24 protein-coding genes, 4 tRNA genes and 1 pseudogene are annotated in these 23972 nt (G+C 58.5%); 9 read left to right on the forward strand and 20 right to left on the reverse strand.

The features are described 5' to 3' along the window. Window positions 1-71 precede the first annotated feature (71 nt). Entirely contained in the window at window positions 72-479 is a 408-nt protein-coding gene (locus tag PSH69_RS22395; RefSeq protein ID WP_305409863.1) for a PA2817 family protein, read from the forward strand. Between the two features lie 65 nt (window positions 480-544). Here the strand turns inward: PSH69_RS22395 and PSH69_RS22400 are convergent, their stop codons facing one another. Then, entirely contained in the window at window positions 545-1543 is a 999-nt protein-coding gene (locus PSH69_RS22400) for a LysR family transcriptional regulator (RefSeq protein WP_192379518.1), read from the reverse strand. Window positions 1544-1633: 90 nt separating this feature from the next. On the opposite strand from PSH69_RS22400, the gene PSH69_RS22405 reads away from it, so the two are divergent. From PSH69_RS22405 to PSH69_RS22430, 6 genes are all read left to right on the forward strand, one after another. After that, a complete protein-coding gene (locus tag PSH69_RS22405) occupies window positions 1634-2260 on the forward strand; it encodes an alanyl-tRNA editing protein (protein ID WP_305409864.1) in 627 nt (208 codons plus the stop codon). Window positions 2261-2352: 92 nt separating this feature from the next. Next, on the forward strand, window positions 2353-3123 hold the full coding sequence (locus tag PSH69_RS22410) for a 2OG-Fe(II) oxygenase (RefSeq protein WP_305409865.1): 771 nt from the start codon (window positions 2353-2355) through the stop codon (window positions 3121-3123). Window position 3124: 1 nt separating this feature from the next. After that, window positions 3125-3763, forward strand: coding sequence for a LysE family translocator (locus PSH69_RS22415; protein WP_305409866.1), 639 nt, complete (start codon window positions 3125-3127; stop codon window positions 3761-3763). 572 nt (window positions 3764-4335) lie between these two features. Further along, window positions 4336-5565: a type II and III secretion system protein family protein gene (locus tag PSH69_RS22420; RefSeq protein WP_305409867.1), complete on the forward strand. Its 1230-nt coding sequence runs from the start codon at window positions 4336-4338 to the stop codon at window positions 5563-5565. Window positions 5566-5687: 122 nt separating this feature from the next. After that, window positions 5688-6401 carry a tetratricopeptide repeat protein gene (locus PSH69_RS22425; protein WP_028938933.1) on the forward strand — a complete coding sequence of 238 codons (714 nt, stop codon included), beginning with the start codon at window positions 5688-5690 and terminating at the stop codon, window positions 6399-6401. Between the two features lie 18 nt (window positions 6402-6419). Then, complete coding sequence (locus tag PSH69_RS22430; RefSeq protein ID WP_230139501.1) at window positions 6420-6692, forward strand: DUF3613 domain-containing protein; 273 nt, start codon at window positions 6420-6422, stop codon at window positions 6690-6692. 311 nt (window positions 6693-7003) lie between these two features. On the opposite strand, the gene PSH69_RS22435 is transcribed toward PSH69_RS22430, so the two are convergent. The 12 genes from PSH69_RS22435 to PSH69_RS22490 all read right to left on the reverse strand — a co-directional run bounded on the left by PSH69_RS22435 (window position 7004) and on the right by PSH69_RS22490 (window position 17316). Continuing rightward, window positions 7004-7972 carry a type II secretion system F family protein gene (locus tag PSH69_RS22435; RefSeq protein WP_305409868.1) on the reverse strand — a complete coding sequence of 323 codons (969 nt, stop codon included), beginning with the start codon at window positions 7970-7972 and terminating at the stop codon, window positions 7004-7006. Between the two features lie 29 nt (window positions 7973-8001). Beyond that, on the reverse strand, window positions 8002-8988 hold the full coding sequence (locus PSH69_RS22440; protein ID WP_305409869.1) for a type II secretion system F family protein: 987 nt from the start codon (window positions 8986-8988) through the stop codon (window positions 8002-8004). Next, window positions 8985-10427, reverse strand: a complete 1443-nt coding sequence (locus tag PSH69_RS22445) for a CpaF family protein (RefSeq protein WP_305409870.1) — start codon at window positions 10425-10427, stop codon at window positions 8985-8987. Before PSH69_RS22445 ends, PSH69_RS22440 begins: the two co-directional genes overlap by 4 nt. A 3-nt stretch (window positions 10428-10430) precedes the next feature. Next, window positions 10431-11651: an AAA family ATPase gene (locus PSH69_RS22450; protein ID WP_305409871.1), complete on the reverse strand. Its 1221-nt coding sequence runs from the start codon at window positions 11649-11651 to the stop codon at window positions 10431-10433. Beyond that, on the reverse strand, window positions 11645-12139 hold the full coding sequence (locus tag PSH69_RS22455) for a TadE/TadG family type IV pilus assembly protein (protein ID WP_305409872.1): 495 nt from the start codon (window positions 12137-12139) through the stop codon (window positions 11645-11647). Before PSH69_RS22455 ends, PSH69_RS22450 begins: the two co-directional genes overlap by 7 nt. Further along, complete coding sequence (locus tag PSH69_RS22460; protein ID WP_305409873.1) at window positions 12139-12633, reverse strand: TadE/TadG family type IV pilus assembly protein; 495 nt, start codon at window positions 12631-12633, stop codon at window positions 12139-12141. The genes PSH69_RS22455 and PSH69_RS22460 overlap by 1 nt, the downstream gene beginning before the upstream one ends. Window positions 12634-12641: 8 nt before the next feature. Next, complete coding sequence (locus tag PSH69_RS22465) at window positions 12642-13985, reverse strand: TadE/TadG family type IV pilus assembly protein (protein ID WP_305409874.1); 1344 nt, start codon at window positions 13983-13985, stop codon at window positions 12642-12644. Between the two features lie 74 nt (window positions 13986-14059). Further along, on the reverse strand, window positions 14060-14866 hold the full coding sequence (cpaB, locus tag PSH69_RS22470) for a Flp pilus assembly protein CpaB (protein WP_230139508.1): 807 nt from the start codon (window positions 14864-14866) through the stop codon (window positions 14060-14062). A 15-nt stretch (window positions 14867-14881) separates the two neighbouring features. Beyond that, window positions 14882-16210: an AAA family ATPase gene (locus PSH69_RS22475; protein ID WP_305409875.1), complete on the reverse strand. Its 1329-nt coding sequence runs from the start codon at window positions 16208-16210 to the stop codon at window positions 14882-14884. A gap of 2 nt (window positions 16211-16212) precedes the next feature. Then, a complete protein-coding gene (locus PSH69_RS22480; protein ID WP_305409876.1) occupies window positions 16213-16743 on the reverse strand; it encodes a prepilin peptidase in 531 nt (176 codons plus the stop codon). Window positions 16744-16770: 27 nt separating this feature from the next. Next, window positions 16771-16965: a Flp family type IVb pilin gene (locus tag PSH69_RS22485; RefSeq protein WP_305409877.1), complete on the reverse strand. Its 195-nt coding sequence runs from the start codon at window positions 16963-16965 to the stop codon at window positions 16771-16773. Between the two features lie 159 nt (window positions 16966-17124). Next, window positions 17125-17316 (reverse strand): Flp family type IVb pilin, encoded by a 192-nt coding sequence (locus tag PSH69_RS22490; RefSeq protein ID WP_305409878.1) that lies wholly within the window; start codon window positions 17314-17316, stop codon window positions 17125-17127. 412 nt (window positions 17317-17728) lie between these two features. Between PSH69_RS22490 and PSH69_RS22495 the strand changes: the two genes are divergently transcribed. Further along, complete coding sequence (locus PSH69_RS22495; RefSeq protein ID WP_305409879.1) at window positions 17729-18592, forward strand: DNA-binding response regulator; 864 nt, start codon at window positions 17729-17731, stop codon at window positions 18590-18592. 60 nt (window positions 18593-18652) lie between these two features. Here the strand turns inward: PSH69_RS22495 and PSH69_RS22500 are convergent. From PSH69_RS22500 to PSH69_RS22515, 4 genes are all read right to left on the reverse strand, one after another. Then, window positions 18653-18728: transfer RNA gene (locus tag PSH69_RS22500), tRNA-Gly, on the reverse strand. A 3-nt stretch (window positions 18729-18731) separates the two neighbouring features. Then, window positions 18732-18807: transfer RNA gene (locus PSH69_RS22505), tRNA-Glu, on the reverse strand. A gap of 104 nt (window positions 18808-18911) precedes the next feature. Continuing rightward, window positions 18912-18987: transfer RNA gene (locus PSH69_RS22510), tRNA-Gly, on the reverse strand. 2 nt (window positions 18988-18989) lie between these two features. After that, window positions 18990-19065 (reverse strand) — tRNA-Glu (locus PSH69_RS22515). A gap of 394 nt (window positions 19066-19459) precedes the next feature. On the opposite strand from PSH69_RS22515, the gene PSH69_RS22520 reads away from it, so the two are divergent. Beyond that, the gene (locus PSH69_RS22520; protein ID WP_018926263.1) at window positions 19460-20218 is read left to right on the forward strand and encodes a hypothetical protein; all 759 of its coding nucleotides are present in this window, start codon (window positions 19460-19462) and stop codon (window positions 20216-20218) included. Window positions 20219-20329: 111 nt separating this feature from the next. On the opposite strand, the gene PSH69_RS30375 is transcribed toward PSH69_RS22520, so the two are convergent. The 3 genes and pseudogenes from PSH69_RS30375 to PSH69_RS22530 form a co-directional block, all read right to left on the reverse strand. Further along, entirely contained in the window at window positions 20330-21211 is an 882-nt protein-coding gene (locus PSH69_RS30375) for a methyl-accepting chemotaxis protein (RefSeq protein ID WP_370695271.1), read from the reverse strand. 27 nt (window positions 21212-21238) lie between these two features. Further along, window positions 21239-22294 (reverse strand): annotated as a pseudogene (locus tag PSH69_RS30380) (methyl-accepting chemotaxis protein); the annotation flags it as partial. 108 nt (window positions 22295-22402) lie between these two features. Continuing rightward, window positions 22403-23791, reverse strand: coding sequence for a PLP-dependent aminotransferase family protein (locus PSH69_RS22530; RefSeq protein WP_305409881.1), 1389 nt, complete (start codon window positions 23789-23791; stop codon window positions 22403-22405). Window positions 23792-23972: the final 181 nt, after the last annotated feature.

Genomic DNA, 23972 nt, shown 5'->3' on the forward strand with positions numbered 1-23972 from the left:
CTTTACCCTGTGAAAAAGGGGCGCGGGGGCTTTATACTCCTGCGCCCGTTTTGCTCTTGAGGACTTATCTCGTGTCCAATGTCGTTGCCGATCATCTCGTCTTGCTCGACCACCTGCGCAGCATCCTGGTCGCCGTAGGTGAGGCCGAACAGGTTCCCGAAGAAAGCCATGCCTTGTTCCTGGAGCGCTTCGACGAACTGCTGGCATCCCTGCCGATCGAACCGATCGAAAGCCAATACCTGGGCCAGGACATCCTGACTCAAGTGATTTCCCGCTATCCGCAAATTGCCCACCTGATCCCGCGGGATCTGCTGTGGTTCTTCGCCGGCGACTGCCTGCACTACTTGTCCGATGAAGAGATCGACATGTATCAGGCGCTGGAAGAGCGTCGCTACGAAGCCGAACAGAACGATGAGCCGTTCGACTGGAATCAGGAAAAGCAGCTGTTGGCGATGTCGAACCAGGACAGCAAGCACTGATCTCCAATCAGTAACGAAAAAGGCCCGCATGGTTAATCATGCGGGCCTTTTTTTGGCCGGGAAGATCAAAGCAACCCATCACTCTCCGGCAACTCATACGCTGCCACGCCCTTGCCCATCGCGCTTGGCTTGCCCGGATTGCTCAAGGTCGGCTCCTTCTCCAGGCATTCCACCAGATAGTCGATGAACACCCGTAACTTGGGCGGCAGATAGCGGGTGGGCGAATGCAGCAGCCAGGCGCCTCCGTGGTAGGACGCCAGAAAGGTCCAGTCCGGTAATACCTGCACAATCAGCCCCTGTTCCAGCGCATAACGGGCGGTGAAGTACGGCAGGCTACCGATCCCGATGTGTTGCAATACCGCGCCCAATCGCACGCCCGTGTGATTGGCGGCGTAACGTCCGCGCACGCCGACGGTCACGGCTTTACTGCCTTTCTTGAACTTCCAGCGCGCATCGCTCGGGGTTTCGCCCAGATAAATGCAGCTGTGATTGAGCAAGTCGTGGGGATGAGTCGGTGTGCCGTGCTCGGCCAGGTACTGTGGCGTGGCGCAGAGCAAATGGTCGATGGTCAGCAATTGGCGCCCCACCAGCCCCGCAGGGGGCCGATCGGTAATACGGATGGCCAGGTCGACGTTGTCATCGATCAAATCCACCTGGCGGTCCTCGAGCAACAACTCCACATCCACTTTGGGATAACGCCGCAGAAACTCCGGCATATGCGGATGAATCACAAATCGCCCGACGGCCTTGGGCACGCTGACGCGCACCAGCCCTTCCGCTTCCTGGGTGAACTGACCGCTGATTTCCATCACCGACTTCGCCGCGCTGACCATCTCCCGGCAGCGCTTGAACACCTCTTCGCCTCCGTCGCTCAGGCGTAGCTTGCGCGTGGTTCGTTGCAACAAACGCGTGGCAAGCGCCTTCTCCAGCCGCGAAATGCTGCGACTCACCGCCGAGGGTGAAGACCCCAACTGACGCGCCGCTTCGGAGAAACTGCCGGTTTCGACAACCTTGACGAAAATCGCCATTTCACCGAGCAGCGGCAGGGGAAGATTTATGCTCACAGCGCAACAGTCCTTTGATGGTTGAACGGATTATCACGCAATTCCACGGTTCATATAATAAAAATAGAAACTTTAATAAGGGCATGGAATATGACGCTTCGCCTCTTTTTCCATAGTGATGACCTCAGGGCCAATGTGGAAGTCCTGGATTGCACGCCCTATGAGAACGAGTTCGCCGTGGTGCTGCGCGCCACTCTGTTTCACCCTCAGGGCGGCGGGCAACCCTGTGACACCGGCTGGATCGGCGAAAGCCAGGTGCTGCGCGTGGTGCAGGAAACGGAGCGGATCATCCATTTCGTCGACCACCCGGTAAAACTCGGCATGATCCAGATTCGGGTCGACGAGCAACGCCGCCAGTTCAATACGCGCATGCATTCGGCGGGGCACCTGATCGGTCACTTCGTACAGGCCCTGGGCTGGATGCCAATCAAGGCTCATCACTGGCCGGATGAAGGACGTGTGCAATTCAAACCGGGCGATGGCGCACAGGAGGTTGATGCCCAGACGATTCAGCACGGCATCAAGCAATGGATCGCCCATGATCTGCCGCGCTTGACGTCGTTGCGCGAAGGCGCCCGTGAAATCGGTTTCGGTGAGCTGCCCGCCTACGGCTGCGGCGGCACCCATGTACGTAGCCTGAAGGATTTGGGCAAGGTCACGATCGCTTCCCTTTCGCAGAAAAAGGGAACGCTGTCAGTCCACTACCACGTGGATTGAGCTTTTGGGCGATGTCGACCCCGTCATCGCCTGACGCCGGAGGAGCCTGCGTTCGCGGGCTCTGTTGACTATCTGATAGATGGACCTAAGACATGATGCTTGACGTCGAGCGTCTCGATGAGACGTGCATACAAAAACTGGCCAACGAAGAAGTCCTCGCCATCCGCGTCAGAGGCTTGTTGCCTCGGCCACTGGCGATCCAGATCGGCGACAAGATCCTCGCCCCCGGCTTCGAAGGCTACATCAACGCACCGAGCATCGGTCGCATCGGCATGGCGTTTTACGAAGCGGAAAACCAGCCACTGCTGATCGAAGACTATTTCGAGCGCGCCACCAGCAACATCGCCGAGTTGCGCAGCCGTTGTGCGCCCTACTCCTCGCCTGTCGACACCCTGCGCTGCATGCTCGATGAGTCCTGGCCGGCGGGGGCGCATCTGGAAAATCTCTATGGCCGCAAGATGTATGTGGGGCTATCGCGCGTGGTCAAACCCGGCGTGTGCTTCCTCGCCCATCACGACATTTTCGCCAAGGACGCCCCGGACAGTTTCCAGGCCAGAAGCCTGGAAGCGCAGTTCGCCTGCAATGTTTACCTGAACATGCCGACCGAGGGCGGCGTATTGCAGATGTGGGACCACGACATTTCCCCGGACCAGTTCGACGAGATGCGTGGCGACAGTTACGGCATCGATCCGGCCTTGCTCGGACCTCCGACCCTGGAGGTTCGCCCTGAGCCGGGTGATTTCATCATGTTCAATTCACGCCGCATGCACTCGGTGACGCCGGGTGTGGACGATCCGCGATTGAGCCTTTCTTTCTTTGTCGGCTACCGCGGCAATGCATCCCCCCTGACTTTCTGGAGTTGAGATGTTTTCGAATTACCTGGGCGAGTTTCTGGCGCTGGCAACCATCCATTTTCTGGCCGTGGTAGCTCCCGGGCCGGACTTCGCCGTGACCATCCGCCAAAGCGTGCGTTTCGGGCGTTTAGTGGGCATCTGCACGGCGCTGGGCATCGGCGCAGGCATTTCCGTGCATGTGCTGTACACCTTGCTCGGCGTCGGCGCATTGATGCACACCACGCCTTGGCTATTGACGGTGGCCAAGGTGATCGGGGGGGTCTACATTTTGTATCTCGGTGTGAGCCTGTTGCGCAGCAAACCCAAAGTGGCGACTGAAGGCGACAACGGCGCGGCAGCGTCAACTGAGCAGCAGACCCTGTTCAAGGCCTTCAGCACGGGGTTTCTGACCAACGCCACCAACCCCAAGGCCACGCTGTTCTTCCTGGCGATCTTCACCACCATCATCAGTGCCTCGACACCGCTGCAGATTCAGGCGCTGTACGGGCTGTGGATGTGCTTCGTGAACGCCTTGTGGTTCGTGATCGTGGCCTTGTTCTTTTCCAGCGCCCGGGTGCGACTGCTGTTCATGCGTATGGGGCACTGGTTCGAACGAACCATGGGGGTGATCCTTATTCTGTTCGCCGGACGCCTGATTCTGTCCATGTAAGCCCTGCCGCCTTAGTTGCCTCGCCGAACCGCATTTTTTTGCCGCTCCAACGCCAGCAACATGGCTATCTCCACACTCTGCCCTGAAAGTTTTGTTTTAAATCGTGGCGCTTTGCTTTGTTTGAACTACCTTCAAACAAGAAGAAGTCATAACGGTTTGAATTTTGACGTTAGGTTCAGAGATCAGATAGCGAATTGGCAAAAGGAGTTACCTCACTATGATCCTGACAGGCGTTTACCGGCGCAGAGCTGTGATTGCCGGTTGCTTTTTAGGGGAGTCAGGTTGGCGGGAAGTGCCGCCTATAACCGCGATGGTTGTCGAGCCTGAGCCTGTCGCTCGGGTCGGCAGCCCAGGTATCTGGATCACTAAAAGCCGTTTTAGAAGGTCGCTCGCTGTTCATTCGGATCAGCGTATTGCACCTGCTTGCGTGTAGCACCAAGGAATATTGCCGGGGGCATTGGTCATTAGTGGTGAGTGCTCTGGCGAGGTTGAGGGTCGACTCAGGCCCCCTGTAGTGATCCGAGGCAACTTGGTTTGCCTTGTAGATGGCCTATTCAGCGAGGATGCACTTAATGAGCTATCGTACCGTGCCCGCTTTCAAGCGAATTATCCATGGCCTGTTCTGGATGGGCCTCAGCGTGGACGCGGCTCAGGCCGCGGCGGCCAATTGTTCGCAGATGGACAGTATGCCGACAACGTTCGAGGTCGGTCAGGGGCTTCAGAGTGAACTGCACACACCGGTTCCGGTGACGCAATTGGCCGTGGGTGACCCGAAAGTTGCCGATGTGCAACCCAGCGGCAACAATCCCAGCGCCTTCATACTCACCGGTCTGACACCGGGAGCCACCAGCCTGATGGTCTGGACCTCCTGTTCGAAAACGCCGCGCCAAAGCATGGTGTTCGTCAAGGGCAAGGCTACCTCGGCGCTGACCAGTGCGTCGACCGGACCTTACGAAGACCCGCTGCTGCCAAGCCAGGTGCAAACCGATATTCGCTTCGTTGAAGTCAGCCGGACCAAACTCAAGGAAGCCTCAGCGTCTATTTTCGGCACCCGTGGCAACTTCCTGTTCGGCTCGCCGAGAACCTTGCCCACCATCGGCGGCATCGTTACGCCGTCATTGCCGGTGAACAACGATAATTTCAACCTCTCTTTTGCGACCGGCAATACCCTGGTGGCGATCAATGCGCTGGAAGGCAGCGGTTTCGCCTATACCCTGGCGCGGCCAAGCCTGGTAGCGCTCAGCGGGCAAAGTGCGAGCTTCCTGGCCGGCGGTGAAGTACCGATTCCAGTGCCCAGTGCCGGCAGCGATAACATCTCCATCGAGTACAAGGAGTTCGGTATCCGCCTGACCCTGACGCCAACCATCATCGAGAAAAACCGTATTGCCCTGAAGGTGGCGCCGGAAGTCAGTGAACTGGACTTCACCAACGCCGTGAGCATCGCCGGCACGATAGTTCCGGCGCTGACCATACGCCGTACCGACACCAGCATCTCCCTGGCCGACGGCGAAAGCTTCGTCATCAGCGGCCTGATCAGTACCCGCAACAATTCCCAGGTGAACAAATTCCCGGGGCTGGGCGATATCCCGATTCTGGGCGCGTTCTTCCGTGATAACACCATCAATCGTGAAGAGCGCGAACTGCTGATGATCGTCACCCCGCATCTGGTCCAGCCCCTGGCGGCCAATGCACAACTGCCGTCGTTGCCTGGCGAGCAGCTGCGCAATTACGACCCGAACTTCTACCGCATGTTCTTCCTCGAAAATGGTGATTTCGATAGTAAGAGCGGGCTCTCGCAATGAGCCGGAGCCAGACGCTGAACCGGGCTTTCGCCCTCACTCTTAACGGTGATCTTGAGCGCTTGGCGGGCCAGCTGTATTGCCATTGGCCAGGCGTTCAACGTGTTGTAGCCAGAGGACACTCGATGAAAGCAGTCATTGCAATAACGGCGACATTGATGCTCGCAGGTTGTGCCACCAATGGCCTGTCTTCGCGACCGGCTGTCTGTGCCAAACCCAGTTCGGAGCAAGAGCTGGCCCTGAATCTGGCTGACAACATGGTCAATGAGGGCCGTTTGTATGCCAGCCTGGCGAATCTTGAAGGTTTGCCCGATGACCTGGTCCAGGTTCGCCTGCGAAAGGCTCGGGTGCTGCGCTTGATGGGGCGTAAAGATGCGGAGCCGTTGTATCAAAGCCTGCTCGGCACCTGTCTGGCCCCTGAAGGGGAACATGGCTTGGGCCAGTTGGCCGCGGCCAAAAATGATAACGCCACCGCTGCCACTCACCTTGAGCGAGCGGTGAAGATGTCCCCCACCGACGACAAGATGCGCAATGACCTGGGGGTCGTCTACCTCAATCAGCGACGGATCCCTGAAGCACGCTTCGAGTTCATGACGGCCATGGAGCTCAAGCAGGCCGATTCACTGGCGGCACTCAACATGGTGACGCTGCTGATTTATCAGGATAACTGGAAGGCGGCTGCCGAACTCGCGAACCGCGCCAGCTTGAGTCCCCAGCAAGTCGCAGAGGCTCAAAACCGAGCGGAAAAACTCAAGGCCTCAGCCAAAAAAGCGGTGGCTTCCGAGGGGAATCGTAAGGCTGAGGTAGCCGATGCCTCACCCAGTGCTGCGATCAAGTAGAACGTACGAGGAGTCGAGATGAATACCAAAAGGCTGTTGATTGTGTGCATGGCTTGCCTGTCCACCAGTGCCTGGGCTATTGAGCCGGGTCCCTCCTCGGCGCCGCAAAAAGGCACCGAACAGTGGATGCAGCTACAGATTCGTGGTGTGGTTGCCTCCCCTTTTCGGCAAACTGCATCGGCCACTGAGCGTGACCTGGCCTTCCAGCGTTGGCTGAACAGTTTCACCTACCCGATCCCGATTTTCTTTGAGCAGAAAGCCGGGGGGGAAATGGCCACCAGCAGCAAATGAGGCACGTCAATGGATGATCAACCTCTGGCATCGTCCAGAGTAGCCTGGCTAAAAAGCCAGGCTTAATTACGTCTGCAGGAAAGTATTGGCATCTACACATTTTTTAGTTCTGACCGAATTCCCCCGTATGAGCCGCCGAAAGCTGCGACCTTTTACTTTTATCGCCTGTCCAGGCAACTGAATTGCCTGCCAGAAGAAGCAAAAGATCGCAGCCTTCGGCAGCTCGGGAGATGTGTAGATCTTGGGAGGGGAAGTACAAGTAAGGCTCGGGTGGCAAGGCCATCGCGCTCGACAGCCTCCACCAATTTGACTCACATATTTCCAAATGCTCTGAATACACCGATCAGGGCCGGGCCGATGGCGACCAGAAAGAAGCTCGGCCACAGGCAGAAAATCAGCGGGAATATCAGCTTGGTGCCAATTTTCGCCCCCATCTCTTCGGCAGCCTGCGTACGCCGGTCACGGAATTCATCGGCATAGATGCGCAGAGTGTCGGCCACGCTGGTACCAAAGCGGATACTCTGCGCCAACAAGCTGACCAACCCTTGCACGTCCTCCAGACCAGTACGCACGGCCAGTTGCTTGAGCGCCTCGGTACTGGTAATTCCCGCGCGGATTTGCGCATTGACCAGGGCCAGTTCTTCAGCCAGTTCAACCTGACTGACCGACATTTCCTCAGCCACTCGCTCGATGGTCGTGGGTAGGGCCAGGCCCGACTCCACGCATACCACCATCAGATCCAGAGCATCCGGAAACGCAGCACGTAGCCGACCTTGTCGTAGCTCTTTGCGCTTTCCGACATACAACGCCGGGACCAGCCAACCGGCAGCGGCCACCATGACCACCAACAGCAGCCCCATGCTCAGGGAAACATTGGGGATCAGCGGCAACAGCAGCAGCGCAACGCCGACCATCAATAGCGGTAACATCAAGCGCACCGCCCAGTACATCTGCACCGCCGAAGAGGAACGGTACCCCGCGTGCATCAACAAGGTCTGGGTTACGGATGTCTGGGCCGATTCGGCCGAGGCAAAGCGCTGGCCTATCCGTTCCAGTAACAGTTGCAGGTTACCCGGAGCCTCCTGCCCAGCCGCGTTGCCTAAATGACCGCGCTTGATCAGCGCCAGACGACGCTGAACCGGGTCCTGAAGACCCAACATCAGCAACATCACTGCGGCGACCGCAAGCACCGTACTAAAACCGACCACGCTAATGAACAATATGCGCGCCAGCTCTTCGTTTCCCGTGACCCGACTGAACAACCCGAGTAAAAAGTCCATGACCTGTACCTCCCGGTAGCAAATACCGCTTAAACCTGAATCCGGATGATTTTCCGTATCCAGAAAATACCGATCAACATGGCGCAGAAAGCCCCGATGATCAGCTTGTGGCCTATGGGATCATTGAGCAGCACAGGCATGTAGGTGGGGCTTGTGAGCACAATCGCAATGGCCAGCACGAAGGGAATCGCCACCAGCACCCAGGCCGACATGCGCCCTTCCGCCGACAGGGTTTTGATCTTGCGCTGAAAGCGGAAGCGTCCGCGGATCAGCCGACTCAGACGCTCCAGCACTTCGGTCAGATTGCCGCCGGTTTCGCGATGGATGAGGATCGAAGTCACCAGCATCATCACCGTCATGCTCGGCATGCGCTCCAGCAGGCCGAGCATGGCCCGACGTACATCGTTGCCATAGTTGATATCGGCGAAGGTCAGACCGAACTCATGAGCGACCGGCCCCTTGTGCTCCTCGGCGACCAAGCGCAGGGTTTCGTTGAACGGGTGTCCGGCGCGCAAGGCCCGGCACATGGCATCCAGCGCATCCGGCAGGCCTTCCTCAAACGCGTTGAAACGTTTGCTCCGGTCACGAGAAACTTTCAACAGCGGTAACCAGAACACCCCGAAGCCCGCCAACAGCGCCATCCACCAGACTGTCGAGACCATCCAGATCGAGACGACCGTACAAGCGCCCAGGAACAGCCCGAGCAATATCACCCGGTAAGCACGATAGTCATGGCCGGCCTGCTCGATCATTGATGTCAGGTTTGCCATAAAGGGCAATTGCTCGAGCATGGCCTCCAGAGGCGACAAGCGCGTCAGATATTTCTGCCGTAACACCGTCTGCATGTTGGGCAGGTTGTTGGCCTTCTCCAGTACATGCAAACGGCCGCGGATGCGCTTGCGCATCTTGCCGGCCTCGCCGAACACTGGCACCACAACCCCCTGGGACAAGAGGAACACAGCGATAAACACCATGCCCAGGAACATCACAATGAATTCACCAGGAATATGGTTCATGGCTGCCGTGCCTCCATCCATTCAGGCCTGAACATCGTCAGCGGCAACTCAATGCCGCGCTTGGCCAGCACATCGCGGAAGGCCGGGATCATGCCGCTGGGGCGATAATCGCCGAGCACTTCGCCGTTTTCGCCCATGCCTTGACGTGCAAAGGAGAAAATTTCGGTCATGGTGATGATCTCGCCCTCCATGCCGTTGATCTCCTGCACGCTGACCAGGCGGCGCTTGCCATCCTCCTGGCGCTCCAGCTGGATCACCACATCAATGGCCGACGCGATCTGCTGACGCATGGCTTTGATCGGAAAGGTCGCCCCGGTCATCGACACCATGTTCTCGATTCGCCCCAACGCATCGCGCGCGGTGTTGGCGTGAATCGTGGTCAACGAGCCGTCGTGGCCGGTGTTCATGGCGGTCAGCATGTCCAGCGCCTCGGCGCCACGCACCTCGCCGATCACAATGCGGTCCGGGCGCATCCGCAAACTGTTGCGCACCAACTCCCGCTGACTCACCTCGCCGCGCCCCTCGATGTTCGAAGGCCGGGTTTCCAGGCGCACCACGTGGGGCTGCTGCAGTTGCAGTTCGGCCGAATCTTCGATGGTGACGATCCGTTCGTTGTGCGGGATGAAACTGGACAGCACATTGAGCATGGTGGTCTTGCCGCTACCGGTACCGCCCGAAATCAACACGTTCAAGCGTCCGCGCACAATTGCCTTGAGCAGCAGGGCAATGGCCGGGGTCAGCGTGCCCACCTGGATAAGACTGTCAGTATTGAGCAGGTCCACGGCAAAGCGGCGAATCGACATGCTCGGGCCGTCGATGGCCAGCGGCGGGATAATTGCGTTGACCCGCGAACCGTCCTTGAGCCGGGCATCCACCAACGGCGAAGACTCATCGATACGCCGACCCAGGCCGGACACGATACGGTCGATGATATTCAACAAATGCTGATCATCGCGAAAGCGCACATCGGTCCGTTGCAGTTTGCCGAAGCGCTCGACATAGACCGAGGCATGGCCGTTGACCAGAATGTCGGACACGCTGTGATCGGCCAGCAACGGTTCCAGGGGCCCCAGGCCGAGCACCTCGTCGGTGATCTGCTTGATGATCAACTGGCGGCTGGTGGTACTCACCGGCGCCGAATGCTCATCGAGCAGGCGCTGGCAAATATCGCGAATCTGCCGCGTGGCCTCGGCCTGTTCAAGGGCGTCCAGCAAGGACAGGTCCATGACTTTGAGCAATTGCTGGTAGATCTTTTCCCGCCACTCGGCTTCCACCGGGGTGACCTGGCTTCTGGTTTCGTAAAGAACGTCCGGTGTTGCACGCTCCCACGCCATTAATTCCTCTGCCGGATCCAGCTGGTCGTCGCCCAACTGAGCCGCTGACGATGCTGCGGGTTTACCGGACTGTTTGCGCAAGCGGTTACGAAAGTCGCTGATCATGGGTCATCCCCCGAAAAAACGGTTGAAGGCGCGTTTGAGTAAGCCTTTGTTCCCGGCCACCTGTTGACCGACCAGGTCCTCGGTCATGTCGCGCAGGGCGGTAGTAATCGCGGCCCTCGGCGCATGCAGCCCCAACGGCACGCCAGTGTTCTGACTCTGGCTGACCAGGTTGAAGTCGTTGGGTAATTTCGACAGATTGGTGCAGCGCAGTGCTTCGCCAATATCCTTGAGGCTGATCGCTGCGGCCTTGTCATAGCGGTTGACCACGATCTGCAACTGATCGCCGCGCACGCCCAGGTCTTCGCGAAGAATTCGCACCAGGGAGCTGGCATCGCGCAGATGGCTGACGCTTTGCTGCACCACCACGTAGACCCGATCCACCTGTTCCAGCACAGAGCCGGTGAGGTGGTCGATTTGCCGCGGCAGGTCGATCACCACCCAGTCATAGCTGGCGCGGGCCAGCTGCAACAGGGTGTCAAGTTGCTCGGGTTGGGCATCCTGCGGCAGGCACAGCTCACCTGCCCGGCCACCCAGCACATGCAAGGTGGGGCTGAAGTGGCTGCAAAAACCGCGCAACGCGACGCTGTCCATGCCGTCAATCTGATGCAAAACCTCGAGATGGCTGTGTGTCTGCGCCACATCCAGGTAATGCGTCACGCTGCCGAATTGCAGGTCCATGTCCAGCAGCAGGGTGCTGCCGCCCTTGACGCTGAGCTGTTGAGCCAGATTGCAGGCCAGCAAGGTTCCGCCGGAACCACCCTTGGCGCTCATCACCGCGATCAATTTCCCTTCTGCCCCGCTGCCGGTGCGAACCTCCATGACCAGGCGATTCAAGGCGGCAACCAGTTCGGTCTCGGCTATGGGTTCCGGCAGCACGTCTCGGGCGCCGGCTTGCATCGCCAGACGCATGCCTTCCTGTTCACTCAGCAGGCCGCACACCAACATCGGCGGACGCTCATGTGCCGGACGCTGCAACAGCGCCGCCAGCTCCTCACGCCACAGGTGGCTGACGCGCAACAGCAACAGATCGGGCATACGGTCCAAGCCGTAGAGTGGGTCGACATGCCCATTGCTCACCAGGCGAGTGCTCACCTCCAGGCAAGGCATGCGCTGGCATACGCTCTGCAGATCGCGCAACGAGGTGGCATCACGACTGCTGATCAGCAACCGCAGCCCGGCCTTGCCGGTCGAGCTGGAAAGCGGGGTGTCCTTGGTATTCAGCATGGTGTGATCTCCCCGGAATCGGAATGACGCCCCAGGCTTTCGCGTGGCAAGGTTGCCCTGAATGCAGGCAAGGTAATGGGCACGCCGAACCCGGGAATAAACAGATTGAAAACAAAGCCTTGCAGACTCAACTGGACATAACGGATGGCACGAAAACCAGTGGCGCTGACCAGGTCGCCGGGATTGGCCACCACAGCACCGTTGACGTCCAGATAGGTCAGCGCCAGGTTGGTGGTGGCCAGACTCGTGATCAGTTGGCTTGTACCGGCATCGGTCGCGGCATTGAAGATCGCCCGGCGCAAGATCACCGGATCGCTGATATTGCACACCGCCGCCAGGCGCGCACCACGCCGCGCGGCTTCATCCAGCGCATTGACCGTGAAGTACAGGCGGCCCATTTCCAGCACGCCGAACAACAGCGTGAATACCAGCATGCCAATGATGGCGAACTCCACGACATAGGTGCCGCGCATGCGTTTGCGATTCATCACAGTGCCCTCATGACAGTGGTGGCGACCAGCGGAATGCTCAGTGCGATCTGGCTACCAAAAAATCCTGGAATCGCTCCACCACAATTGCCACTTCCAATCACCGGGCAGAAGTTATAGGTGATGGTGACTCGCACATGGTCGGGGTGGGTGGGATCGGCACCCAGCGCGGAGACTGTCACCATGCCGGTCGTCAACCCTGACACCACTGCGGTCCCGGTATTTGCAGGCACGCCATAGACCGCGACGTTTTTCGTCTGGGTCAGCAGCGTACTGCTCAGAGAAACAGCACCCAGCGTAGAGTTCCAGGCCTGGCTGGCGACGAAACGGTCGGCATCACGGCTGGCCTGCAACAGGACGTTGTACTGGTAGAGCATGCGGCCGAACTCACCGAGGCTCAGCAACAACAGGAGCAACAGCGGCAGGACGAGGGTGAATTCCACCAGCGCCACACCCTGCTGGGCCTGTGGTCGTTTAAATACGTGAAGACCCATGACGCCTCCTACGAGTCTGTGCTCGGAGTGCCAGTGCCGCTGCCAATGTAGGTTTTGTAGAGCTGAATGATCTGCGGACCAGAATCGGTGGACGGCGAGGGGCCGGTCACGTTGTCGCCTTCGCACTCCTTCACAAATTGCCCAAAAATTTGCGCTTGCGTACCACCGCTACTCATTGGCTGCACCACGAAATAGCAGCCAAATCCCAGGACAGGAATCGTGGTTGAACCGCCCTGTTTGCCGGTGCAGTCGCCCACCACGACTTTCAGCATCCGGCGCTCGAATACCCCATTGCTCTGACAGCCACTGCCAGACCCTGCCACACAGGCGGCAACGCTCGCCTTCCAGTCGTTGTAGTCCAGTATCGCGTTGCTGCCCGCGGTGAGATTGCCGTTGCTCGAGGTGACGGGTTGTCCTTTGTACAGCGTCTGCGCCGGGGTGACTGAGTCGTTGTAGGTGATCGCAGGACTGCTCGACGAGGTCACCAGATCTGGCGGATAGTCCGAGGCACTGACCGGGCCGTTGTAGATGCCGAAACGCGTATTCAAACCTTGAGACGCAGGGCCGACTGTGTTGCCGGGTGAGGTATTGACAGTGTCCCCGACATTGCGGCAAACCGAGCCGCCTCCGGCCAGGTCCTCTCTGACCGAACTCCCGCCCGAACCGAAATCGAGCAATTGGAAGTTACCCGGGCCAATGGCGGACGTATTGCCGGCAGCCGACTTCAACACCTGCAAATCACCAAATTGGAAGCCCCAGAACATGCCCGCAGCCGGGTCGTATTTAGTCGCGTCGCCACAGATCATCAACGGTGCGAGATCACATGGGTTGGTAGGGCTGGGGCCGGCGGTGGCGATCGCCGCCACCGCTTTGTTCCCCACGGCGCCGAATGACTGGACGAAGCCCCAGAAAAATCCTGTCAGGCTGTAGTTCGGTACCGATACCCGAACATATTTGGCATCCAAAGGCCCGGGATAGGAGAACGGGCCATAGACTCTGCTGGAAAGCTCCACCACCGCAAATGTGCCTGGATTGCCGCCAATAGCCGTTGCCAATTCGTTATTGCCGGTGGCATTGGCATTCTGCATCAACGTATTGAGCGCGGCAGTGCGCGTCGCGCTGGCCATGCTGGTACCACCTTCCACCTGACTCAGGGTTTTGGCGCCACTCAGGGCGGCGGCGTCCACTGCATTTTGCAGGCGGGTCTTGTTCAGCATCATGTGTCCGCCGTCCAGAGCCAACGCCGCCATCATGGCGATCGCCGCCAGAGCGATCACCATCAGTACGCTCACCGCTCCTTCCTGGCGCCTTGGCGTCGCAGTGAACGGCCGCTGAATACGAAGATTCATCATCAAGCCCTCTTTGCCGATACTGATCCGGATCGGCTCCGCCAATACCTTGGTGCCCAAGCACCCCTACCGCCCTGTCAACGAACTTTCACAACGCTGGTCTGGATCCCGCGGATGATGGTGAGAGCTCCGCCACCGTCGCCACGTGGCACCACGCGTTTTTGCACCGGGGCGGCGGCCACAACCATGGGGGCCGGTGCAACTGGCGCGGCGGTCACGATTTTTTTCTCGGAGTTCAGCGGGTTGCGCAGGGTCAGTTGCAGTTTCCCTTCCGTTTGCGCCGTGACCAGGGTTTCAGCCTCTGCGGTCGTCATCTCCAGCGTCACTGCGCGCACCACCACCGGTTGGGTCTTGTCGGTACCTGCCGTCTGGTCCACCGCCAGCACCCGCAAGTTCTCGAGGATGGTCCTGGACACGGCGCTGTTACTGCCGGCACTGGTGGTTTTGGTCGCCAGTACATCGACCCGGTTGCCTGGGAGGAGGAATCCGCCCACACCGACCACATCGTCCACGCGTACCGATATGGCACGTTTGTCTGTGGCTATCAGAGAGGCCAGGGTACTGCCGCCCAGGTGCTCGCTCAGGCGTGCGCCGCGCATGACGTCGCCCCGCAAGATGTCGAACGTTGCGATCTTGCCCACGGCCTTGTCGCTGGAATCGAGAGCATCGTCCGGGATCGTGTCCATGGGCATGCGCACGGTGGTGACCTGTTGGGCCTCGACCATCTGCCCGAATGGAATCTCTACCGTGGCAACTACCACGCTTCGAAGGTGATCATCTGGCGTGGCATTGAGCCGTGCGCTCAGCCAGGAGTCGGCCATCCATGCAGCACCAAGGCCCATGACCAGGGAAACGCCTATCAGGGGAAGAGTACGAGAGCTCATGTCAGTATCTCCGTATCAAGAAAAGTCGAGCTGGACGAAATAGTTGTGCCAGGCCCATTCCAGCTCCTGCGGCGACAGGTTCCCGGAACCGCCCTGGTAACGCTGACGATCGAGGGCCATGTTCAGGAGATCGCGGGGATGGCAAGGCACCAGGGGCATGCCTTCACTTGCATAAAGCCTTTGCAGTACATAACGCAGCAGCAGCGGGTCAAAAGGAATGCCCAGACGCTCGCTTTCCTGACGCCAGATCTTTTCGTATTCCTCAGGCTTCAGGTATCCGAACTGCAGCTTGTAGCCAATCCGGCGCAGGAAGGCCTCATCGGCCAGCTCCAAGGGATTGAGGTTGGTGGAGAACACCAGAATCAGATCGAACGGCAGCTCGCAATGCCGACCGCCGCCCAGGTTGAGGAAATCGCGTTTCTCTTCCATCGGGACGATCCAGCGGTTCAACAGCTCGGCGGGGGCCATGCGCTGGCGTCCCATGTCATCGATGATGAACAGGCCATTGCTGGCCTTGAGCTGCAAGGCGGCCTGGTACTGACGGGTGAAAGGGTCATAGCGAACGTCCAGCTGTTCCATGCTCAACTCACCGCCCGTAATAACGATCGGGCGTTTGCAGCACAGCAGTCGACGATCGATCCCTTCGTTGAGCATCAGATTGTTCTGATGACCGTTTTCATCCAGCCGCTGATGCACCTGCGGGTCATAGATTTCGATCACCGACTCGTTGATCACGATGGCATGCGGCACCCAGATGGCCTCGGCGAACAGACGGATCAACCGACTGCTGACATAGGTCTTGCCGGTACCTGCGGGACCATAAATCATGATTGCGCGCCCGGAGTTCAGGGCCACGCCCAACTGATCGAGCATTCCCTCCGTGAGTACCACGCCGGTAAGGGCCTTGTGCATATCACTCGAGCTGATGCGACCGTGGTGAATGGTCTGGATTTTGATCAGGGAACGGTAGGTACTCACCGGGAAAGGTGCCGCACCGATATAGCCGCTGCGTGTCAGGGCATCGCGGGCGGCACTACGACCGCGTTCGGTCAGGCCGTAACGCAGCATCTGCCCAGCCGCTTGGCCCATCTGGCCAAGCACTTCGATTCGGCCATCCTTGCGCAGAAACGCCAGGACCTCTTCAAGTACAGCACCAGTCAGCGCCAGGCGCTCCACCAGCCGCGGCATGTCTAGCACGCCGGCGTCATACAAATGCTTGCATACCAACTCACCGAGAAAACTGTCTGTCAGACCCGTCTCGCGGATTGTGCACGGCTGAGGAGCCAGTCGTTGCACCGCTTCCCGATCGCTGGGGTAGGCATCACTATCGACAATGACGTGCATGACTAACCTCCCAATCCACCGGCAACCAGTTGCCAGTAGACGCTGTTCAAAGTGCCTATCAAAATTGCAATCGAATAAGGGAAAGGCTTGCCGGCTACTTCATCTGAAGTCGGCGCCAGATAGGCCTGCGCCCTGAGAATCAACCAATAGCGCCCCATGGTCTGACGCAATTGACCGCGAACCAGCACGATCAGAAAACCGCACACGCCACCGGCTATCAGGCTGAACATGGCAGCCCACAACGCGAAATGAAACGGTAGAAAACTGCCGACCATGGCCATTAACTTGACGTCGCCGGCAGCCATTCCACCCAAGGCGTACATGGGCAGAAACAGCCCAAAACAGATCAGGACGCCCAACAGGCTGTCACCCAATCCGCTGACACCACCTGAATACATTTGACCGACCAATCCCAGGGCAAGACCCAACAAGACCAGCGTGTTGGGAATACGGTGGCGAAGCAGATCGCTCACCACCGCCACGCCCAAAAGTCCTATCAGTAAAACAGTCGATACCATCAGTTCCGTGGACATGGCGTGTCTCCCTACTGGGATTAATCGTTAGCACGCGACATTGCTATTGGCGGCTTGGCACAGTGCTGTGATTTGGGTAGTCACCGCTCCTCCAAGTTTCACGAACATTGCGGCGACAGCGACCGTAATCAAACCACCAGCTACCGCGTACTCCACGATGGTCAGCCCGTTTTCATCTTTGACGAACTTCAGTACCGAAGCCTTGATTGTTTGCAGAGTCATTTTGTTCTCCCACTCCAGCGGTCAAACCGCTCAGAACATACTTTGCTAGAAACAACGCGAAGCCCATTAAGAAAGTAGTCCGGCAGCCTCATCAGCAAAATAGAAGCAACCGTCTGTTCCATGGGCATCGCCATGTCGCCCCAACGGGAATTACCGTTATCAGCAGGCAGCACCTTTGACCGCAGCGCACAGTGCTGTGATTTGGGTATTCACCGCGCCTCCGAGTTTCACGAACATTGCGGCGACAGCCACCGTAATCAGTCCACCAGCCACGGCGTATTCCACGATGGTCAGGCCGTTTTCATCTTTGGCGAACTTCACTACCGAAGCCTTGATTGCTTGCATGATCATTTTGCCCACCTCACTCGAATGTTGTTTTTTCCGGAAGGCAGTACGTTCTGCACTGCCTGATGCAACCCTAGTCAGGGGCAAGGCATGGGCGTTAGGAAGATTTTGCACATCACTAGGACTTTTTTGCGGACGCGGCCAAATAGGGTCATTGGCCTTTGAAGGAGTAGCCGGAGGGGTAAAACAAGGGATGGCTCGCGAATACCACTGACTTCGATTTACAAGCGACGAGCGGCTGATGCCCGGTGCGCCGACAGCACGCCAACAGACAGTTGCCCGGGACTGACTCCCAGGCAACGCATAGAGCCGATAGAACTAAAGCTCGTCTTTCTTATCAGGATTTAATCTGCAAAGTGACAGCACGTTAGCAATACTACTCAGCGAAGAGGGGCCCGTAGAACCGCAGAGTAGAGACATGACGTCCAACATGACCAGAAGGCCATCGCTGCTATGGTTCGATCTGACTCACGATCGTTCCACGAAGGAACTCATCGCGCAGTTCGAGGACACTTGTGACTGCAAACTGGCGAAAAATTCCGTGCTGCCCAGCGGGGAACAGGCAGACATGATCTGCGTCCATTTCGATCGCCCCGACACCCCCGGCTTGAGGTTGTTGCTGGAGATCAAACGCACCACCCCTACCATCCCGATCACCATGTTCACCGTGCAGCACTCAGAAGAACTGGCCGTCTGGGCCATGCGCTCCAGTGTCTGGGAGTACATGGTGCTCCCGCTCACCAACGCCGAGAGGAAGCGCTACCTGACGGCACTGATGCAGCTCTGCGAATTGCGCCGCAATGCCGGTCAGGACAAGACATTGCTGATCGACCACTCGCCCACTCTGCCAGAGAGCATCCGCCTGACCTCCGGGCACCAAAAACACCAGGCGCTGAGCCATACCATGCTGTACATCGACCAGCACTTTCGGGACAGCATCGATCAGAGGGATTTGGCCAAGCGCTGCGGCATGACGACTTTTCGCTTCAGTCGCCTGTTCAAGGAAGCCAATGGCGTCGGTTTCACCGATTACATCCTGGACAAGCGCATGAGTTTTGCCAAACAGCTGCTCGACAACAGCCAGATGCCGATTACCAGCATCGGTTATGAGGCCGGCTTCAAGGATCCTTCCTACTTCGCCCGCGCCTTCAAGCAGTTCGTCAACTGCACGCCCAGCGAATACCGTTTGGCCAGCCAACTTAGAGCGGTAGCAGCGCAACCGCCACTGGAAGATACAACCATTGAAGCCCTTGAAAGCCTGGTGCAGAGCCTTGGAAGTTGAGGCAGGTTTTTTTACGCGCATAAAAAAACGCCGCTCAAATGAGCGGCGCTTTTTTGAATTTGGAGCGGGAAACGAGACTCGAACTCGCGACCCCGACCTTGGCAAGGTCGTGCTCTACCAACTGAGCTATTCCCGCAAATGGCGTCCCCTAGGGGACTCGAACCCCTGTTACCGCCGTGAAAGGGCGGTGTCCTAGGCCACTAGACGAAGGGGACACGCTGCCCGGAACACATGGTGTGTGTTTCGGTGCCCAGACCCGCATCCGAAGACTTGGTTCTGGTTTCACTCAGCCTTGCCCGAAAGCAAAGCTGTTTAAAATTGGAGCGGGAAACGAGACTCGAACTCGCGACCCCGACCTTGGCAAGGTCGTGCTCTACCAACTGAGCTATTCCCGCATTGGCGTCCCCTAGGGGACTCGAACCCCTGTTACCGCCGTGAAAGGGCGGTGTCCTAGGCCACTAGACGAAGGGGACACACGTACAACATTCACTCCCTACCGCGTTTCGCTGTGTGCTTTACGCTGTAAGTGGCGCGCATTCTATGGATGGATTGAGGGGTCGTCAACCCCCAGATATAAATTTATTTAAATCAATGACTTCGCCCTGCTTTTGGCAGCGATTCAGGCTTTTGTGTCGCCTGACCTTTGGCGCCTATATTCTGGCATCCACCAAGACGCTATAGTCCATGCCGAGATGATGGCAATGTGCACCTCGCACGCTATTTACTTATAGAAGCGGCATTGCGGCCGATATAAGAAGAGCTATAGCTGATTCACTCGTCGAGCAGCCCTATGCGCCCATATGCCAAGCCAACTACACTCGACTCGAACGCGAACCCCATAAAGAGGTCTTACCGGTGACACCACTCATGATCACCCTGCTAGTCGTAGCCGGGATCGCACTATTGATCGCCATTGGCTACATGAACCATGTGGTGGAAAACAATAAGCTGGAAAAAGCCCGCACCAAGGTTGAACTCAACGACCGCCTGCGTCGCTGCGGCGAAATCACCGAGACTTTTCCCGGTCAGTTCATGACACCCGCGCTCAAGTTGCTATTGACCCGTCTGGAACTGAACGTCTGCCAGCGCCTGCTCAACCTGGAGAAAACCAGCGCCCCGCTCAAGGCACGGATTACCGAGCTCAGTGCCTTGGTCGCTCAGGGCGAATCGATCCCGGTCAACAACCCGCCGGCACCGATCCAGACCGAAGCCAAGGCCAAAGACGTGCGTTTCCTGCTCGAAGCCCTGCATGGCCAGATCACCCGTGCCGCACAGGACGGCTACTTGCCGACCAACGAAGCCAAGCACTGGATCCGCGAGGTCCGCCACATCCTGGTCCTGCTGCACATCGAGTTCTTCAACAACCTCGGCCAGCATGCCCTGCAACAAAACCAGCCAGGCCAGGCCCGCCTGGCCTTCGAGCGTGGCGTGCAGTACCTGCGCAAACAGCCGGAGCCCCAGGTCTACAGCGAACAACTCGAGTACCTGGAGAAACTCCTGGCTCGCGCCAACGATCAGGTCATGGACAAGATTGCCCCGGTTGAAGGCGAAGTGAACCAACTGACTGAAGGGCTCAAAGACGTCGAGGCTGACGCCGACTGGAAGAAGAAAGTGATCTACGACTGATCATGCAAATGCTGAAAAGCCACCGGGTCAGGTGGCTTTTTTTTTTGCGTTGGGATTGATGGCCGCCGAATCAATGGATCATCCGGACGCAGCCCGAGCCTTCAGCAGCTGCTACAGCTTGAAATGCCCCACCATCCCCCTCAACTCACTTCCCAACTGCGCCAGCTCGATACTCGACGCCGCATTGCCCTGCATCGCCAATGAAGACTGATCCGCACTGGCGCGAATGCTCGTGACGCTGCGATTGATCTCCTCGGCCACCGAGCTCTGCTCCTCCGCAGCCGCCGCAATCTGCTGGTTCATCTGCTGAATCAGCGACACCGCCGCCGCAATACTCCCTAATGCACTTTCGGTCTGCAACGCATCGCTCACCGCCAGCTTCACCAACTCGCCACTGCTCTGAATCTGCTGCACCGACGACTGCGCCGCCGAGCGCAAGGCACTGACCAGACGCTCGATTTCCTCGGTCGATTGCTGGGTTCGCCTGGCCAGCGCCCGAACCTCATCGGCCACCACCGCAAAGCCCCTGCCCTGCTCACCGGCCCGCGCCGCCTCGATGGCCGCATTGAGCGCCAACAGGTTGGTCTGCTCGGCAACGCTTTTGATCACGCTGAGCACCGTGCCGATGTTCTGGATTTCTGCACTGAGGCTTTCGATGCTGGAGCTGGCCGAGGTGGCCGAGTCCGCCAGTTGCTCGATCCGCACCATACTCTGACGCACCACCTGCTGACCGCTTTCGACCTTGTCGTCCGCCTTCTGCGCCGCCTGGGCGGCCTCCTCCGCGTTACGTGCGACGTCGTGCACCGTGGCAGTCATCTGGTTCATCGCGGTGGCGACCTGCTCGGTTTCTTCTTTCTGACTGCTAACTTCAAGGTTGGTCTGCTCGGTCACCGCCGACAGCGATTGCGCAGAGCTTGCCAGCTGTTCGATACCAGCCTGTAAACCACTGACGATGCAGCTGAGCCCCGCGCCCATTTGCTGCATGGCTTGCATCAACTGGCCGATCTCGTCGCGACGGGTCACCTCAATCGTCGCGCTCAAATCGCCCGCGGCGATCTGCTGGGCGACACGGATCACGCTACGCAGCGGTGCGACGATCAACCGGGTAATCACCCACGCGGCAATCAGCCCGACCAGCAAGGCCAGTGCCGAGGAGCCGATGATCAACAGCGAGTTCTTTTTCAGCTCTGCCTGCATCGACCGGTCTTCGGCAACGTAAGCCTGATCCACCCGCTCCACCACTTGCGCGGCGCGCTGGTGGAGTTGCTCGGAGACAGTCTTTTCCTGCGCCAACAGGCCGGTGTACTCGGCGAGTTTTTCAGTGAAACTGCCGATATGACCGGACACTTCATTGAGGACCGTCTGGTAACCCTCATCCTTTACGGTAGCTTTCAACTGTTCGGCCTGGGCCAGCGCCTGGTCGGCTTGCTCGATCTTGCCCTGCCCGGCACTGTCGTCGCCCTTGCGGCTCTGATCCAGGCGTACGTGCGCTTCGTTCATGGCCTGCAACATCAGCCGCGAGACCTGGCTGACCTGATTCGCCTGCTCGATGAATTGCGCGCCGTCCTTGCCCTCGGATTCCTTCAAGGCATAGGCGCCATCATCGCTAAGCCCGGCCTGCAGCACATCCAGGTTATTGGCCACACTGGACACCGACCAACTGGCCATTTCCAGCGCCAGGTCCTTGGCCTGACTCAGCGAGACGAACTCGTCAAAGGCCTTGCGATAAGCCCCCAGAGACTGTTCGACGTCACTCATGACCGGCACGTTGGCTGCGGACTGAGCCTTGAGCTCGGTCGCCAGCGCGATCAACGCGTCTACCCCCGCGTGCAAGGCGTCCACGGTTTTCGGGTCGCCGCGCAAGGCGTACTCCTGCTCAAGCAGACGCACCTTGAGCAAACCGCTGTTGAGCGACGACATCTGCTTGAGCCCATCGAAGCGATGACTGATGGTTTGCAGGGACCATACGCCAATGGCCGCCACCAGGGCTGTCAACAGCAGCACCAGTACAAACCCGACACCCAGTTTTTTCGCCATACCGAGGTTGGCAAAACGTCCTTGCACGGCCGAAATCATTGCGCTTAGTCCCCTGCCATTATCTGTTGATGCAGATTCGCAACGGGCTTGTGCCAACACAAGTCTCTGGCGTCTGAATAATGGCCAAAAGCTACGCCCGCGTCGTTTTCAGAATGCTTTAGGTCGATCCCGGGCCGTAGCCTGAAAAAATGCCCGAGCACGAGGATCACAGGCATAGGCAACGTTGATGCGCTGCCAGTCATGGGCCTCGCCGGTGGGGCTGAATGCCGTTGCGCATGACAGCAGGATGCCGAAGCGTCGCGCCTGAACCTGCACCTGAACGGCGTCGGACTTGCGCGATCGCGCCCAGATGAACAGGCCACCTGCGGGTTTACCGAAAACCTCCCATTCCGCGTCTTCAAGCACCTGCAAGGCCGCGTCCCTGTCGGTGCTTAAACGCTGGCGCTGACGCTGCACCAATTTGCGATAGGCACCACTGGCCAATAAAGAAGCCAGCACCGATTCGCAAAACCGTGAAGCACCCATGCTGCTGATCATCTTGACCTCGGCCAGTCGCGCAATGACGTCGGCACCCGCCACGACAAAGCCGACCCGCAACGAACTGCTGAGGGTTTTGGAGTAGCTGCCGACGTAGATCACGTTGTCATCGATACCCAGTGCCGCAAGACGCGTCCCGGGACCGCGGTACAAATCCGCATAGACGTCGTCTTCGATCACCAGTACGCCATGGTTTCTGGCCAGCTGCATAACCTGCCGAGCCACGCCCAGGGTCAAACTGCTGCCGGTGGGGTTGTGATAAAAGCTGTTGATGAACAAGCCACGGGGTTTGTATTTCAGCAACAGTGCCTGGAGTGCTTCGGTGTCGGGTCCGTGAGGCGTTCGTGGGACTTCGATCATGCTGACCCCGTGCAGCCTGAGCAAATCGAACAACATCGAATAACCGGGGTTCTCCACCACCACGCAATCGCCCGGTTTGAACAATGTGCGCACGATCAGGTCGAGCCCATGACTGGCACCTGCCGTGGTGAGGATTCGACTTTCATCCACCGCGATATCCAGCTGTTTCAGTCGTTTGAGGATCTGTTGGCGCAGGGCAAGCAGGCCCAGCGGTGTGCTGTAGTTGAACAAACCGGCCATGTCGGTGCGGCTGACCTGGCGTATGGCATAGCTCAGGTCGTCAGTCTCGCGCCAGCTTTCGGGTAATCCGCCGCAACCCAGCTTCAGTTCACCCGCGACGCCACTCTGCTGCTCAACCCCCTCGAACCAGGAAAAATCCCGTTGCCCGTGAGCGTCCAGATTCGTTGCCGCGACAAAGAAACCCGCCCCGCTACGCGTGGCCAGCACACCTTGGGCCACTAACCGCTCACAGGCCTCGACAACACTGGATTGGCTGAGCAGATTGATCCGCGCGATTTGCCGCACGGAAGGCAATCGCGTCCCCGGCGACACCTCGCCACGATGGAGCCAGTCGGCCATCGCGTCGACGATTTGCTGCACGACCGGCACCAATGCCTGTCGATCGATTCTCAACTCCATGAGCAAGCAAACTCCTGTCTGTTTTGCGGAAAACAGTTAATCACAGGAGCGCTCGACAAGATGTGCGACAAAACCGCCAAAACCGTCGGTTCTAACCATTTGAAACACAATGCCCAGTGCTTTCACGGAACCTGGCGCCGAATGATAAAAACCTGGAGCGGGCTTGTGTGGCGAGGGGGCA

It is taken from the genome of Pseudomonas sp. FP1740, assembly GCF_030687165.1.
Taxonomy (GTDB): Bacteria; Pseudomonadota; Gammaproteobacteria; order Pseudomonadales; family Pseudomonadaceae; genus Aquipseudomonas.

Bases quoted from the DNA above. Each gene is read 5' to 3' on its own strand.
- PSH69_RS22475 (WP_305409875.1), bottom strand. From the start codon at position 16,210: ATGCACGTCATTGTCGATAGTGATGCCTACCCCAGCGATCGGGAAGCG.
- cpaB (WP_230139508.1), bottom strand. From the start codon at position 14,866: ATGAGCTCTCGTACTCTTCCCCTGATAGGCGTTTCCCTGGTCATGGGC.
- PSH69_RS22530 (WP_305409881.1), bottom strand. From the start codon at position 23,791: ATGGAGTTGAGAATCGATCGACAGGCATTGGTGCCGGTCGTGCAGCAA.
- PSH69_RS22430 (WP_230139501.1), top strand. From the start codon at position 6,420: ATGAATACCAAAAGGCTGTTGATTGTGTGCATGGCTTGCCTGTCCACC.
- PSH69_RS22465 (WP_305409874.1), bottom strand. From the start codon at position 13,985: ATGATGAATCTTCGTATTCAGCGGCCGTTCACTGCGACGCCAAGGCGC.
- PSH69_RS22445 (WP_305409870.1), bottom strand. From the start codon at position 10,427: ATGATCAGCGACTTTCGTAACCGCTTGCGCAAACAGTCCGGTAAACCC.
- PSH69_RS22495 (WP_305409879.1), top strand. From the start codon at position 17,729: ATGACGTCCAACATGACCAGAAGGCCATCGCTGCTATGGTTCGATCTG.
- PSH69_RS22440 (WP_305409869.1), bottom strand. From the start codon at position 8,988: ATGAACCATATTCCTGGTGAATTCATTGTGATGTTCCTGGGCATGGTG.
- PSH69_RS22490 (WP_305409878.1), bottom strand. From the start codon at position 17,316: ATGATCATGCAAGCAATCAAGGCTTCGGTAGTGAAGTTCGCCAAAGAT.
- PSH69_RS22485 (WP_305409877.1), bottom strand. From the start codon at position 16,965: ATGACTCTGCAAACAATCAAGGCTTCGGTACTGAAGTTCGTCAAAGAT.
- PSH69_RS22435 (WP_305409868.1), bottom strand. From the start codon at position 7,972: ATGGACTTTTTACTCGGGTTGTTCAGTCGGGTCACGGGAAACGAAGAG.
- PSH69_RS22450 (WP_305409871.1), bottom strand. From the start codon at position 11,651: ATGCTGAATACCAAGGACACCCCGCTTTCCAGCTCGACCGGCAAGGCC.
- PSH69_RS22520 (WP_018926263.1), top strand. From the start codon at position 19,460: ATGATCACCCTGCTAGTCGTAGCCGGGATCGCACTATTGATCGCCATT.
- PSH69_RS22460 (WP_305409873.1), bottom strand. From the start codon at position 12,633: ATGGGTCTTCACGTATTTAAACGACCACAGGCCCAGCAGGGTGTGGCG.
- PSH69_RS22420 (WP_305409867.1), top strand. From the start codon at position 4,336: ATGAGCTATCGTACCGTGCCCGCTTTCAAGCGAATTATCCATGGCCTG.
- PSH69_RS22480 (WP_305409876.1), bottom strand. From the start codon at position 16,743: ATGTCCACGGAACTGATGGTATCGACTGTTTTACTGATAGGACTTTTG.
- PSH69_RS30375 (WP_370695271.1), bottom strand. From the start codon at position 21,211: ATGCAAGCCATGCAGCAAATGGGCGCGGGGCTCAGCTGCATCGTCAGT.
- PSH69_RS22410 (WP_305409865.1), top strand. From the start codon at position 2,353: ATGATGCTTGACGTCGAGCGTCTCGATGAGACGTGCATACAAAAACTG.
- PSH69_RS22405 (WP_305409864.1), top strand. From the start codon at position 1,634: ATGACGCTTCGCCTCTTTTTCCATAGTGATGACCTCAGGGCCAATGTG.
- PSH69_RS22455 (WP_305409872.1), bottom strand. From the start codon at position 12,139: ATGAATCGCAAACGCATGCGCGGCACCTATGTCGTGGAGTTCGCCATC.
- PSH69_RS22415 (WP_305409866.1), top strand. From the start codon at position 3,125: ATGTTTTCGAATTACCTGGGCGAGTTTCTGGCGCTGGCAACCATCCAT.
- PSH69_RS22425 (WP_028938933.1), top strand. From the start codon at position 5,688: ATGAAAGCAGTCATTGCAATAACGGCGACATTGATGCTCGCAGGTTGT.